Origin of the sequence: Bellilinea caldifistulae (assembly GCF_001306055.1) — a bacterium.
Taxonomy (GTDB): Bacteria; Chloroflexota; Anaerolineae; order Anaerolineales; family Anaerolineaceae; genus Bellilinea; species Bellilinea caldifistulae.
Window position 1 is genome coordinate 246,131 of record NZ_LGHJ01000019.1, and the last position, 13,855, is coordinate 259,985.

Genomic DNA, 13,855 nt, shown 5'->3' on the forward strand with positions numbered 1-13,855 from the left:
TCTTCAAAGGGGGAAATTTGAACAAAAATATTTTCTTCCTGTTTTGGATGATGAGCATTCTGATTGGCGGTTGGACTTTTCTGCCACAACAGTCAATCGGTGTACAGCTCCTGCCCCCGCAAATTGAGTTTGGCAGATCCATAAGCTTTAATTTGCAATTGAAACAACCCGATGAAGTACAGGCCGCTTTCCTGCTGCTCAAATCCAACGGAGAAGAAACTCAAATCATTCCTTTCCCTTCACCGTTGGGAGAAACCAATCCGATCGTCATTGACCTGACCACCCATAGCCTGCGGCCTTTTACCACGGTCGAATACTGGTACCGGCTTGAAATGAAAAATGGCGATAACCTGACCGGTGAAAAAGCCGCCTTTTTTTACGAGGACAACCGTGTGACATGGCAGCGGCTCTCCGCTCAGCAGATCAACCTCGCCTGGCAACAAGGGGATCTGGTCTTTGGTCAACAAGCATTGGATGTAACCGTTCAAAGCCTCCAAAGCAATCTTGCGATATTGGATAGCCCCCTCCGGGAAACCGTTTCCATTTACATCTACCCAAGCGCTAGAGATTTACAGTCCGTACTCAACCTCAATCCAAATAGTTGGGTAGCCGGTCATACCAGCCCCGATCTTGGCGTTATCCTCGTCTCCATCCCACCCGGCCCCGATCAGCGCGCAGAAATGGAACGGCAAATTCCCCATGAGCTGATGCACATTCTCCAATACCAGCTCGCCGGCGAAGCCTACACCCGCTTGCCCGTTTGGCTGATTGAAGGTCTGGCCTCAATTGCCGAACTTTATCCCAACCCCGAATATCAACGCGTCCTCCAAAAGGCCAGTGAAAACGACAACCTATTACCATTTGTGAACCTGTGTTCTGCATTTCCTGCTGATTTATCTGGCGCAATTCTCTCGTATGCTCAGTCGGCTTCCTTCATCCGATTTCTCTATCAAACTTACGGTGCTTCTTCTTTACGTGATCTGATTTTTTCGTATAAAGACGGATTAGGCTGCGAGGAGGGTGTGCGGAAGGTCTACGGTCAGTCCATTGCGGAACTCGAAACACGCTGGCGGCAGGAGGTGCTTGGCATGGATCTGGCTTCACTGGCCTGGAATAATCTACAACCTTATCTGCTCATTTTACTTCTGGTTTCATTGCCAATTTTCTGGACAATATTTTCCTCAGGGAGAAAGGGTATTGCTGGAAATGCTCCCCAATGACACCCCTTCCAGATTACATGCCATCGTCGAGGGCCGCGTTCAAGGAGTCGGGTTTCGCATGTTCGTCCTCGAAACCGCCCGAAACCTGAACCTGACTGGGTGGGTGCGCAACCGATGGAACGGAGATGTAGAAGTGCTGGCTGAAGGGCCGCGTTCGGCCTTGGAAAATCTCCTCAGCAAACTCCGAGTCGGTCCACCCGCTGCACACGTGACCGGTGTTCACTTCGAATGGCAGCAGCCTACTGGAGAGTTTAAGCGTTTCGATGTCCGTGCAACCAGTTATTGAGAAAATATCACTCCTCTGGCTTCCCATCCCACGGATAAACAGCCTGCATTGCAGCAAACTCACGCACCGCCGGATCATCAGAGTAGAATCCTCTTTTTTCAGAAGGAAGCAGCAACGCGATCTCGCGCATCATCTCGTGTCCGATTTCTTCTAAACGATTGCGGTCGGTTTCACCCCGCTCTGAGACAAAAAACGGCCCGAACGGTTTACCAAACCGCACGGTGATTCGGGCTCTCTTCCCGCGTTTGAGCGTGGGGAACAGGTCGGTCAAACCATCCAGACCTACTGGTAGGATTTTTGCCCGGGTAGAAGAAGCCAGGTAAGCTGCCCCCGGTCGAGCAGGCCGTAATACACTTGTCCAATTGCCCGCCTCGGGGAAAATGCCCAGAACGCCTTTCGATTGTAAGACTGCGCGCGATGCATAAAGCGTATCCCGCGAGATTGAGCCTCGCCGGACTGGTAAAAACCCATACAATTTTGCCAGCCAGATTACGCTTTGAGGGGCGTTCGGCATCCTCAGTCCACCAAGGTACTCGATTGGATATGGGACTGAGCCAATGACCGCCACCGGATCCAGAAAACTAAAATGATTGCCGATGACCAGTAACGGTCCCTCTTTTGGAAGATTTTCTCTTCCCTCAATGGAAAAATCAGAAAGAACCTGAAAGGCAACCCGGATTAATTGACGCAGGATTGTTCGGATCACTTTCCGACGGGGGTAAGTAATCGTCATATCGTTCATGCACATCACTCGATTCAAAGGGAGGCTGAAGATTGGCCGATTTCTTCGGTCTCCGGTTGACGAATTTTCAATAAAAGAACCAGCCCGAAAAGGAGAAACGCCACAATCGAGCCAATGGCTATGCGAATTCCAGTCTGTTCGGCGTTTATTGTATCCATCCCGCGCCCCCCCAAAATCAAGGCTGCCTCTGCCGCAATAAAACCATAGACCGCCGGCCCGATAAAAGACGAAGTCCGCCCGCCGACTTCAAAAAACCCGTAAAACTCGGCACTTTTTTCTTCTGGAGCAAATTGCCCCACCAGCGTGCGGCTCACCGATTGAACTCCCGTCAGCGCAAAACCGGCAATGGCGCCAATCACAAAGAATACCGTTACATTCTGCACAAACACCATCCACACCACCGCCCCAATCATTATGGCCAGTGATACGATCAATGAACGCTTGCTTGACCAGCGGTCGGCTAAAATCCCAAACACGTAAGCTCCTGCCACACTGGTGATCTGGATGATAATCATAAAAACGATCAGTTGCTGCTGGGTCATACCAAACAAAACCGCCCCAATGATGGCGGCAAAATTCAACGCCATCATGATGCCGTCATTGTAAATTAGAAAGGCGATGATGAACTTGATGAACTCACGGTACTGGCGTACCGCTCGAAATGTGTCGCTTAAACGGCGAAAAGCCACTCCAATATATCCCTCGCCTTGTCTCAAAGGCTGCGGCTCAGCCCGTTCTCGCAGCCATAAAAACAAGGGAATAGATGAAATCAGGTAAAAAACCGCGGTGATTAAGAAAGAAAAGCGCACGATTGTCGTTCCGCCGATACTCATAATCAAAGCCAGGACAATCAGCAAGCAAACAATCCCTCCCAGAGAACCAAACGCCCAGCCATTCCCGGAAACCTTACCCATTTCTTCGGGTGCGGCAATTTCTGGCAACAGCGCGTTATAAAAAACTTGCGCTGCCCGGTATCCGGTCTCAGCCAGAATAAAAAACAACATACCCGCGAAAATATCCCCTGGCATGACAAAAAATAAAGCTGCCGTGAAAATCACCGATAAGGTTGTGAAAAACAACAAGAACCTTTTTTTGGATGCAGAAAAATCGGCCAGTGTCCCCAAAATCGGTGAGAGAACAGCCACAATCAACATGGCGATACCGACCGAAATACCCCACAGCCGGGTTCCTTGCGAACCCCCGACAACCTGTCCCTGAAAATAAGCCGAATAAACGGCTAACAAGACCACCGCAGCGTATGCAGAATTACCGAAATCATAAAAATACCATGCCCAACGTTCCCGCCGGGTTGTTGGAATTCTTTTGCGTACAGCCCGCGTTTTGGTTTGTTCCAGTGCAATTGCCATTAATTAATCACCTCAAATTTTGGAATTTTTTTGACTGTCAGGTGTCGGAGAGCAACCCCGTGTCTTACCCCTCAGGTGCCCTCGGCTAGTTTATCACAGGCCTGAACTTAGCAGTATGGTTATTTACAATCTATTTCGGAAATGACCGCTATCATTCTATTAAACCACCTGAGCATGGAAAAGTTGCGGTGAGCCCGCATTTATAATAAAAACAAACTGCGGCTTTCCTGCGGAAACTGAATTCTCCTCATCCTGTATAATAATCTCATCACAAACACCATTCATCACAGAAAAAGGGAGATTTCCACATGGTCAAGCGGCTGATTCTGGTGGCGGGGAATATCGGATCGGGCAAAACCTCACTGACCGAACGCATCGGAGCGAGATTGGGATGGCGAACTGCCTACGAATCGGTGAGCGATAATCCCTACCTGCCCGATTTTTACCGTGATATGCGAGCCTGGTCATTTCATTTACAGATTTATTTTCTGGGTCATCGCGCTCAGCAGCATCTGGATATGTGGAACGATCCCCGCTCGGCGATCATTGATCGCAGTATCTACGAAGATGCCGCCATTTTTGCCCGCGCCCTCCATCATTTGGGCAACCTGAATGAGCGCGACTACCAGACGTATCGAAAAGTGTTCGATCTTGTCGTTCGAACTCTACCGCCGCCATCGCTTCTCATTTACTTAAAAGCTCCCGTTGAGGTACTAATTGAACGTATTCGCCAGCGCGGCAGGGAAATTGAAAGCAGCATCACCCCTCAATACCTGCAATTGCTCGAAACGTTTTATGATGATTGGATGCGTACCTTCGATCTCTGTCCGGTCCTAACCATCCGCACAGACGACCTCGACTTCGTTCATCAAACCCAACATCTGGATACCGTTGTTCAACGCATTCAGGAAAAACTGACCGGAAAAGAAGAAATTGTTTTTTGAAAGACTCTGATCCTCAAGGGTGAAAGAATTTAATGGAAGTTTCCAAACCATTTCAAAGTTACGAACCGCCACCTCCCCAACTTAAACCAGCCGATCCGGTTACAATCCTGGTTGCCGATGCGGCAATCGGGATTATTCTGGAGGAGTTAACCGAGGTATGGATCGAACATATCGGTAGCACGGCCGTTCCCGGTTTAGCGGGCAGCGGCATTATTGATCTGATGCTGATCAGTTCGCCCGATCAGATCGAACCGGTTCAGAAAGCCCTGGATCGGCTTGGCTTTCAGCAACCACACCCCAACGATCCGCTTTCCTCAACACCACTGGTGAGGGTGGCATCCATGCCTTATGAAGGTAAATCGTATTTAATTAACCTCTATATCGTTGACAAGGATTCACCCAGGGTAAATCAATTCCGCACTTTTCGCGATCGGCTGCGCCTTGACCCCGCTTTTCGCTCTGCCTATCAAGACCTCAAACGTTCATTCTTCGCCAGAGGTAGTCTCAGCCCTTCGGAATACACCCGGGTAAAGAGTGAATTTATTCAGAGGGCTTTGAGTTAAAAAACAATGGTGTGGCCTTTGCAGACCACACCAAAGCACAGCAATTGTTCAAAAAGAAATTACCAGCCGCGACGGCCACCGCCACCACGGTTACCAGACTTTCCACCCCGTCGGTCATTGCCATAATTACTTCTGCGGTCAAACCCGCTGTCGAAATTGCGCGGACCGCGTTCTTCCCGAGGGCGGGCAGCATTGACTGTCAAATTGCGGTTCATGAACGCTTTGCCGTTCAGGTTTTGAATCGCATTTTGCGCTTCGCTTTCGTTGGCCATTTCCACAAAACCAAAACCGCGCGGCTGACCCGAAAACTTATCCTTGATCAGGTTAACAGAAGTAACCGTACCAAAGGCAGAAAACAACTCGCGAACCCCATCTTCGGTCGCATCAAACGACAAATTACCTACATAGATATTCATTTTTTTCCTTTTCTTTTCTGTTTGACAATCCCAAGTGCAGTTTTGTTATTGTGGTGCTGATAGAAAACCAATGCGACCGAAAACAATACCAGAGAGCCTCAGGATGTCAGATGATGAATGACGAACGCATTTATTTTACCACGTTTTCAGCATTACAGTCACATTTCTTCTCGAAAGATTAACCCATACTTCTTGCGGGCTGCCAGCCATGCTTTTCGCAGTAGCTCATAAACCTCATGCGGGTTTTTGATATTTCTCAGAACAATTTCCGCATGAGAAGGATCGGCGCCTTTGATGCGGATATCTCCAATGTCCAGAAGCCGTTCACCGACCGATTGAGCAAAGTCAATATCCTGAACCCGGATCAACTCGTAATTTTCGTAGTCCTTTCCCAACAGCCCTTTGACCACTTTAATCCTCTCGTTGGTGATCACATAATATTCAACCAGCGAAAGCAGCGGTCTGCCCTTCCACAATACTTGCTCTCCGTCACCAGATTCAGCAAGTCGGGTAAGTTGATCATCCGCATCCGACCCAATCACTTCATCCATCACCACCAGCATCTGTGCGGTAACTGCATCCACCAGTTTATTTTGATCATCGCTCGAAAGGGCAGCCAGATTGACCCCGCTTTGGGCAATTGCCTGCCAGGCAGCCGCTTTAATTTTACTGCGTACCTGTTCCAATTCCATCGCCAGCCTCCTCATTTTACAATTCAATTTTGACTTTCTGATGAAATTATATCTGAAAGCAAATTCATCCTGTTATACTTATATTGTATGCCCAATCAATTACCTCGAATTGAAATCCCCAAAGATGAAATCGAGTTCGATTTTATCCGTGCTTCCGGCCCCGGTGGACAGAATGTCAACGGCGTGTGTACGAAAACCCTGACGTCTCCCCAAACCACCCGGTCACCTTCCCGGAGCCGTCTTTTGAGAGAATAACCTTGGCGTGCAACAGCTCCAGCACCTGACGCTTGCTCTCTGGTGTAGGGTCCCAATCCTCATTTGCAATCCGTTCCCTTACTTTCTGGGCAAAACCTTCTAAATCTTCAAACTGCCTCTGAGTTGGTACTGCTGTGGGTACGGACTCAATCTCCTCTATTCTCGCGCGGACTTCGGTAAGATCCCGGTCTAACTGCACCCTTTGGGCGAGATATTCGGTTTTTGTCATCTGGATGTCTGGATCGGTGTAAGCGCGGGTCAAATTGGTTAACTTTTGCTCTAGTTTGCCGGCTGACCGATAATACCCTTCCAGTAGGATGCGCGAACGCGAGCGATTTTCCACATCCAATTGTTGAGCCTGGTAATAAGCCTGTCTCAAAACCTCTGTATCGACCAGCATTTCCTTTACGGCTTCCCAAACACGTTCTTCCAGACTTACTGCTGTTATTTCCCGATCCATACACTGGCCTTCAATTCTGCGATGGCGATAGGATCGATGGGCTTTTCGATGCTCCTTTGGACGATCCTTTTGGAAATTGGCTCTGTAAGGTTTCTCACATTCCATACAACGGATCATCCCGGATAATAGATAAAAGTGTTGAGGTTGGCGGCGGAGCGCTTCACGATGGTCCTTTATCCTCATTTGAACGAGGTTAAATAATTGCACGTCTATCAGAGGGGCAATTTCAATCTTAATCCATTCACGTTTTTCACGTGGTTTTAGATCCGAATTACTCCGGCATACCGATTTGTTGTAATGGACATACCCTTTATAAGTGGTATTGGTCAGGATGTTTCGAATGGCGGATAAGTGCCAGTTTGGTTTACCCGTGTAGGAAGGAATACTACAGTTTTCTAGCTCAACACGAATCCTGTGCATAGAGTAGTTCTCCTCGCCATAAAGCGAGAAGATCAATCGAACGACCTCGGCTTGCTCAGGATGAATAGGCAGTCCCCCCATTCCCTTCGCATCCAATATGTAACCATACGGTGTCCGTCCACCAACATACAGACCCTTTTCGGCTTTACCACGTTTCCCACGATTACAACGCTCAACCCGTTTGGCGTTCTCCCACTTGGCAAACGTGGCGTCCATATCTTTGCGCACCTCTCCTTCAGGGAAGTCGTCATAATTTCCGAGCGCAAATTCGACTTTAGCTCCGCGCCGGAAGAATTCCTTCTCCAAGGTTTGGCGGATGTATGGGTCGCGGGCTAACCGATCGATCGAATGGACCACAACAACATCAAAGCCATAATCTTCGAGATTGGTCAGCGCAGCATCCAGACTGGGACGGTTCATTTCACGGGAGGAATAATCATCAACGTAAGCGGGAATTGAATTGGGATTTTTCTCAACATCCAGGCCGCTTTGTTTGTCCACGAACGCATTGCCCACTAGGGTATAACCGTTATTTTGACAATACTTGACGCATTCCGCAATTTGGGTGGGAATTCTGAAGTTGGATCGCTGATCGTTCGTAGAAACCCGAGAGTAAATAATCGCACGTTTGGTAGCCATAATTATCACCTAACCCTTAATGATCTTAACGCCATGTCCATTGCGCCGAATGCGCCCTTCAGTTTCGAGACGTTCCAGGTAGGAGTAAACCATCTGCCTGGACATGTTCAGTGTACGCGCAGCATCTGTCACCCCAATCGTTGGATTGTCACGGAACAGTGTCAAAAGATTGTCCATTCGGTTACCTTGAATGACCGCCCTGGCTTGACGCGCTTTGACTAACGAGCTGTCTGGAGTGACAGTATTAGACGCTGCATTGGACGCTAACAGTTCAGTCAGACTCCCCGTTGTTGGACGAACAGCTTGACGTTCCGCTTTACGCTCAGCACGATCCTGGGCAATACCTGCCAGACGCCGGCGATGACCAGAACACAAGGCCAGATTGACGGCACCGACCAGCGCCAGAATTGGAAAGAGCGCCGGCGCGTAACGGGCCAGATCTGGGTAAATATCCAGCAGCACGGTCAAACCAATGGTGGAAACCAGGTAAACGCCGACTAAAGAAGCTGCCAATAAAAACGGTGCGTCTGGATTCGTTTTTCCTTTTGCCGGCGTTGTACTCCCAAAGCAGCAGGCTGGTACTTACGGTAGGCCCAGGCTCTCGATGATCTCAGCGGCGACCCAAGCTAACTCAGCGCTCCAATGCAAGTCTTTGACTGTGGGATTGGCCACCAAAACCGCACTGGGAATGGGCATGATCCAGAGACCGATGGCGGCAATGCCATCGGTCAGGTTGGTCTCAATTTCCGAGAGAGTCTCCCGGAATCGAAAAAGAAAAGATTGATCAGCCAAGATGAGCCTCCTATACATGTAGGGGGCAACAAAAAGCCCCCGGTAAATGGTCCCCACCGAGGGCGAATCCTGGCTGATCAGCTATAATGAGATCAGCCCCTACCTCCGCTAGTACCGGTGGTTGGGGTCAGGTTCGTGTAGGTGCTCGCTACACCTGCACGAACCATCCTATGGTTTTGTTCTATCTATTATATCTCATAGAACAAATATGCGAGTAATCGAATTCGGGCTATCCGGAAGTAGCGAGCCAACCGGAACAAAAGTCAATAGCGCTAGTTACGATGGGTGCTGGGCGGCAGCGTAAAACCGCCAGCCACCCATGCCTCTAACTCCTCCTCGGAAACGCCCAGCAGTTCGCACCAATTCAGCCCGACAAACTGAAACCATGTTCGAGCCTCGGTCACGCAGGCCGGGTTATCGCTCTCCAGATCCAGCACGGGATGGTAGATCATGGCCAGGGCCAGGTCTATATACGGGTCATGGATAATCACGTCATCCATCTTTGCTTTCCTCGGATTTCTCCGGAAGATAGATATGGATGACCTCCCCATCTGTAACCGCCGTCAATCGTTCTCTCAACTGTGGTATGGGCGAGCCGCTGATTTTCTCGGCCTCCACATCCTTATCCAGGAAGATCGACAGTGCCATAGCCAGCAGCTCTGGGTTGTAACCGGCCTCGATCCTGCCATCCGGCAGCCGGCGCCAGCAGCCGCCAATCGTGGGCATTTTACTGTCCGCGGGCAGGCGGATGACGATTTCACAATTCAACCAGAGTGCTTCAGTCTCTTGTGACATTTGGCCATCAGTGACATGAGTGACATTATTTTCTTGCCCCAGCTCGTTCGGCAGTTGGATGTTATAAACGGCTGCCCAGCGTGTCAGATCTGCGAGGGTGATCTGCCACATGCGCGTACCTTTGCCGGCTTCACACGCCTTGCGCAGCCTGAGTTTTCCCAGCAGCCGTCCCACCTTCCGTGAAGTTATTTTCTCCGGGTCGATATCGGCTTCGGTTTGCTCGGCGATGTGCTGGGCGGCTTCGCTGATCTGAGATGTCGTAAATGTCCATCCGGCTGAATGGATGTCACTGTTGTCTTTAATGTCACTCTTTTCATCTGCCAGCTTACACAGCCCCTCCAGCACCAGTAAAAAGATGTCTCCCGATTGCTGGTCGGCGCTCTCCTCCTGCTGGTAGCGCCAGGACATCTCCTCCAATCGCTGCCAGAGGCCGCCTATTACCACCTGGTCCTGACCTTGATTGCGAACTGTGTAAGAGTGCTGCAATCGGTGCTGCTGATCAAGACTGTCCCACCAGGCGGCGACGGATAGGATCGCTTTCCACGGCTGAAGGTTGCGCCCACTCAAGCGGGCATTTTGGGCGACATGAGTTTCAAAATCATGCAGCAAGGGCAAATTTGCCAGACCCACGGCCCACAGATCATCGACCAGTGCGCGGGGGGTCGTGTGGCCAGAAGGTGTGATCTAGGGGATCGAAATTGGCCTTGTCACGGTCGGCGGTGCGGATGAGGGGAATGACGATGGTGCGCGATGCCAGAACGGGATCGGGTATGTTGATCCCGGAAAACAAGCGCGGGCTGTAGGCGTTCACGTGGCGCAGCTTCCATTTTCCAGGTCCGTCCGGTTCTTTCAATGGTATGGTCAAACCGCGCCGGTTGCCGGCCAGCAGCAATGCGCGTTTATCCGGGTCGGTCTTTTTCGGGTCAGCCAGGTTCTCGGCGTCGTCGAAAGCCAGGGTCGCGCTATAATCCGCCAGGTCGCGCAGGCTGGCAAAGCTGCCGCCGGCCAGGATGAGCTGCCCTAGATAAGCCATTTCGGTCACCACGATTAGCAGGTTAGTCTTTCCTGATCCGGCTCCCCCGTTTGGCCAGAGAAACCCGATCACATTGAATGCATCCAGCAAGTTGGTTGCCATGATGAAGCAGGCAACCAGTTCCGCCATGGCCTGCTGGTCACCCAACGAATGGTCGAAATCCAGGAAGCGATTGACCACATCCACGACTTGCTGGAAGGTGTAGATCGGGTCGGGGATCTTGCCCTGAACGAAGGCGCGTACGCCGCGCGTAGACCAGCGTTTCTCAATTGGGATGATTTCGGGGAGGATGGCTTTCATCCCCAGTTCACTCAGAGGGCGTGTGCTTTGGCCGTCGCTGACTTCAGTGAAAACACGCCGGTCGCTGCGAACGATAAACAAACAGGTCTTTTCTTCGACCAGGGGCGGGTTGTGGACGATCAGGTTGCCATCCTTGTCCAACACTTCGCGCTGGGTGGTGCGCACCGGCAGCCAGGTCGCAGCGAATGCATATTTCCCAATCAGGCAGAGGGGACGCTTGATATTGGGCGAAGGTTCATCCAACAACTTGATGGTCGGCAGGGCAACATGGGGGATGGGGCGGGGGAATTGTGCCAGCACTTCCAGGTCCTTCAGATCATGCCCGCTGGCCAACCAGTCATCCACACCCCATTTGGCCCCGCTGGGATGGTTGGGTAGATAGATCGCCGAAACCGTGGCTCTCTTGCGCTGGAGGATTTCCGTTCGGCGTTCCATTGCCTGGCGCACCGAAGGTTTGTACATTACGTCCGAGTCGAAAACGATGCGCACCGAGCGGTTCTCCCAGGCAACGAAGTCGAAATCCGCCAGGATGGTTGTCGCGCCAAATTCATTGCGTCCTTTGAAGTTCCAGACGCCGAGTAAATCAATGGTGCAAGCTCCTGCCGTGGTTAAAGAATCGGCTTTCTTCTGCCCCTCGGTGATGTACAGCGGAATGCTCGGATTTTTGAGCTTCTTCATGCAGGAGGATGGGCAGTCCACCCGCACACCGGTATCCTTGGGAATCTCGTACTTGAGGACCTTGACCGGTCGTAATCTGTCCGAATCACGTTTGCCGCGATTTTCATAGGTGCGTGGGTCGTCCGGACGGTAGACATGCAAGCCAACCTTGCCGTCCGTGGGGTGTAAGGGGATCAGCAGCCCGGGCACACGCCGCTGGGCGGGCGAAAAGCCATATTGAACCAGGTCGCCCTCGCTGGTAATCGTGCGGTAGCCACGCTCTCGAATCACCTGTTCCGAGATGCCCGATTCTTCGGTAAGCATCTTCAAGTGTTTGTCTGAAAGGGACAGGTCGGTGAGGCTCATACTTTGGGCTCCTGGCTATTGGTGGTTTCTGCGTCTAAAACAGCTGTGTCTCCTGTGGTTCATACCTTGCGTTTCTTTGTGGAGGGTTGGTCCGATTTCTTGCCTGGCTCTCTCCCCCTGCACTGCGTGCGGGGGCCTTCGGGTTTCGTACCTGTAAATTGATCACTGAGGATGTATGCGTAGACGCGCACCAACAACCTCTCCTGCTCCTCCGGTGAAAGTTGGAGGGTTTCAGCAGGTTGAATCATGGCGAACACAATTCTCCTGTGGTTCTGCGGATGGGCTTTCTGAGGGTAATAACATACCGCGCCGGATCAAGTCGAGGCGAACGATGAGTCTGGCCTGGTCCGCCGGCGTACGCAGTTCCTGCTCCGCCAGATGGATCAGGGCAGAGTATTAAGGCTGTTCTAAGAAGATTTTCAAACGGTTGAGCATAGATCTCCTTTCGGCAAAATAAAATGACGGCGTTATCGTTCAAGGCCGCCATTCTGCCGCCAGGGATATCCCTTGCTCAAGTACCCGCAATATCCCTCTTTATCCCTTCCATATCCTTTTTTCGAAGGTTATTGGTTCAAGAGGGCTTCTTCTTGGAATCCTTGATGTAATTCGACTTTCCTTAGGGTACTACTTCAGCCCCATAATCTTTTCGCAGCTTATTGATCCGGTTGAGGACTGTTTTTCTCGAAAGGCTTACCCGAACCGCGATTTGCTCACAGGTCAGGCCTCTGTGCCAGTGGCGCAAGATCTCGCGGTTGGGTCCGACATTCGGAAGGGTCATCCAGATCTCCGCAGTTGGATTTGCTGGTTGAGATTGCGCTTCGGTACTGGTTACAGATTGTGGAGTAGTAGAAGCAGTGACTTCGGGGATTTCTGGCAAGGAAAACCAGCCCAACTTTTCCAGTTCGTCGCGGATCGCATCCCACAGGTCCCAGAGGGTTCTTTCACCAGTCATGCGAATTCGTAAAAGGGTCCCGTCTAGGGGTAGAACATGAGCGTGAATGGACAGGAGATTCCTTCCGATTGACAACTTTACTTCAATTGGGTTGGCATCCTGTGGAATGCTGCCAGCATCTTTGCGTCCGCCCGGAAGTAGAATTTGGCACGCTAGCCATTGGTAGTTTGCTTTGCTCCGTAAGGCCAGGGCGAATTGACGCAGCATGACCCCGAACTGCGCCGGCGTGCCTTTGATGGAGAAATCGAACTGCTCATCGATTTTCTCTGAGCCGTTTCCCACAGCTCCAAAAGGCAGATCGTGATAACCAAAGATTTGTAATCTGCTGGAAAGCCAGACTTTGAATTCCTGCTGTCGCTGGACGCGCTTCTCATAAAGTTAATCAGAGAGAATGGCCCGGAAAACATCTTTCTGGCCATACAAATCGGCAAGTCGTCCTCTGAGGCCAAGGACCTCTACACTGAGCAGGTTTTCATACTTTGGAAGCTCATTCGGGGTGATGGGTTGTGGTGGGTCAAAACGTAACTCTGTTCGACCTGACGACTTTTCAAGACAGCTTATCTTCCCAATATCTCCCCATTTCTGACATTGGATTTCTAACATGTGGCCATCTGACAACGCACAAGAATATACTTCCTGTATGAAGATTGGTTGAAAGCAGGCCAGGACGGTTGACATCACACGCGAAGGATGTGCGTTTGTATAATGAACAGGCACCATAAACGAACGAATTTTATTTAACCTTTGATAAAAGAATTACGATATCTCAATATTATAAGACAGAAAACACGAACGTTCTGAATTTCAGTTTTTCTATGTACCTAATTGGGATTACGCAACCTTTTTTCTGTAAATTCGAGTCAGAAATATCCATCGTTCTTTAACAATCAAATGACTTGCCAGAGCAATAATGTTTGCCGATCTGCCACTCTTCTGAGATCTCCATCAAGAGGGCT

Annotated in this window: 15 protein-coding genes; 4 read left to right on the forward strand and 11 right to left on the reverse strand. The window is 50.6% G+C overall.

Annotated elements, in window-relative coordinates; all coding sequences use genetic code 11:
- Positions 1-17 precede the first annotated feature (17 nt).
- Together AC812_RS14480 and AC812_RS14485 are read left to right on the forward strand one after the other, a co-directional pair.
- Positions 18-1,220 carry a peptidase MA family metallohydrolase gene (locus AC812_RS14480; protein ID WP_061917881.1) on the forward strand — a complete coding sequence of 401 codons (1,203 nt, stop codon included), beginning with the start codon at positions 18-20 and terminating at the stop codon, positions 1,218-1,220.
- Positions 1,207-1,506 (forward strand): acylphosphatase, encoded by a 300-nt coding sequence (locus AC812_RS14485; protein WP_061917960.1) that lies wholly within the window; start codon positions 1,207-1,209, stop codon positions 1,504-1,506. Before AC812_RS14480 ends, AC812_RS14485 begins: the two co-directional genes overlap by 14 nt.
- Before the next feature lie 7 nt (positions 1,507-1,513).
- Here AC812_RS14485 and AC812_RS14490 read toward each other — a convergent pair whose 3' ends face one another.
- Together AC812_RS14490 and AC812_RS14495 are read right to left on the reverse strand one after the other, a co-directional pair.
- Positions 1,514-2,248 carry a lysophospholipid acyltransferase family protein gene (locus AC812_RS14490; protein WP_169787318.1) on the reverse strand — a complete coding sequence of 245 codons (735 nt, stop codon included), beginning with the start codon at positions 2,246-2,248 and terminating at the stop codon, positions 1,514-1,516.
- Between the two features lie 14 nt (positions 2,249-2,262).
- On the reverse strand, positions 2,263-3,615 hold the full coding sequence (locus AC812_RS14495) for an MFS transporter (protein WP_061917887.1): 1,353 nt from the start codon (positions 3,613-3,615) through the stop codon (positions 2,263-2,265).
- Between the two features lie 308 nt (positions 3,616-3,923).
- Here AC812_RS14495 and AC812_RS14500 point away from each other — a divergent pair, with 308 nt between their 5' ends.
- Both AC812_RS14500 and AC812_RS14505 read left to right on the forward strand, forming a co-directional pair.
- Positions 3,924-4,559, forward strand: a complete 636-nt coding sequence (locus tag AC812_RS14500; RefSeq protein WP_061917890.1) for a deoxynucleoside kinase — start codon at positions 3,924-3,926, stop codon at positions 4,557-4,559.
- 32 nt (positions 4,560-4,591) lie between these two features.
- The gene (locus tag AC812_RS14505) at positions 4,592-5,122 is read left to right on the forward strand and encodes a GrpB family protein (protein WP_061917893.1); all 531 of its coding nucleotides are present in this window, start codon (positions 4,592-4,594) and stop codon (positions 5,120-5,122) included.
- Between the two features lie 59 nt (positions 5,123-5,181).
- On the opposite strand, the gene AC812_RS14510 is transcribed toward AC812_RS14505, so the two are convergent.
- From AC812_RS14510 to AC812_RS14555, 9 genes are all read right to left on the reverse strand, one after another.
- Positions 5,182-5,538, reverse strand: coding sequence for an RNA-binding regulator (locus AC812_RS14510; protein ID WP_061917896.1), 357 nt, complete (start codon positions 5,536-5,538; stop codon positions 5,182-5,184).
- A gap of 158 nt (positions 5,539-5,696) precedes the next feature.
- On the reverse strand, positions 5,697-6,230 hold the full coding sequence (locus AC812_RS14515) for a PH domain-containing protein (RefSeq protein ID WP_061917899.1): 534 nt from the start codon (positions 6,228-6,230) through the stop codon (positions 5,697-5,699).
- Between the two features lie 175 nt (positions 6,231-6,405).
- The gene (locus AC812_RS14520) at positions 6,406-8,004 is read right to left on the reverse strand and encodes a recombinase family protein (RefSeq protein ID WP_061917902.1); all 1,599 of its coding nucleotides are present in this window, start codon (positions 8,002-8,004) and stop codon (positions 6,406-6,408) included.
- Between the two features lie 9 nt (positions 8,005-8,013).
- The gene (locus AC812_RS14525) at positions 8,014-8,517 is read right to left on the reverse strand and encodes a winged helix-turn-helix transcriptional regulator (protein ID WP_061917906.1); all 504 of its coding nucleotides are present in this window, start codon (positions 8,515-8,517) and stop codon (positions 8,014-8,016) included.
- A 69-nt stretch (positions 8,518-8,586) separates the two neighbouring features.
- Entirely contained in the window at positions 8,587-8,796 is a 210-nt protein-coding gene (locus AC812_RS14530; RefSeq protein WP_061917910.1) for a hypothetical protein, read from the reverse strand.
- A gap of 272 nt (positions 8,797-9,068) precedes the next feature.
- Positions 9,069-9,296: a hypothetical protein gene (locus AC812_RS14535; protein ID WP_061917914.1), complete on the reverse strand. Its 228-nt coding sequence runs from the start codon at positions 9,294-9,296 to the stop codon at positions 9,069-9,071.
- Positions 9,289-10,221: a hypothetical protein gene (locus tag AC812_RS14540; RefSeq protein WP_061917917.1), complete on the reverse strand. Its 933-nt coding sequence runs from the start codon at positions 10,219-10,221 to the stop codon at positions 9,289-9,291. The genes AC812_RS14535 and AC812_RS14540 overlap by 8 nt, the downstream gene beginning before the upstream one ends.
- Positions 10,222-10,231: 10 nt before the next feature.
- Positions 10,232-11,947 (reverse strand): DUF3854 domain-containing protein, encoded by a 1,716-nt coding sequence (locus tag AC812_RS14545; RefSeq protein ID WP_061917920.1) that lies wholly within the window; start codon positions 11,945-11,947, stop codon positions 10,232-10,234.
- 616 nt (positions 11,948-12,563) lie between these two features.
- On the reverse strand, positions 12,564-13,181 hold the full coding sequence (locus tag AC812_RS14555) for an Lrp/AsnC family transcriptional regulator (protein ID WP_061917926.1): 618 nt from the start codon (positions 13,179-13,181) through the stop codon (positions 12,564-12,566).
- Positions 13,182-13,855 lie beyond the last annotated feature (674 nt).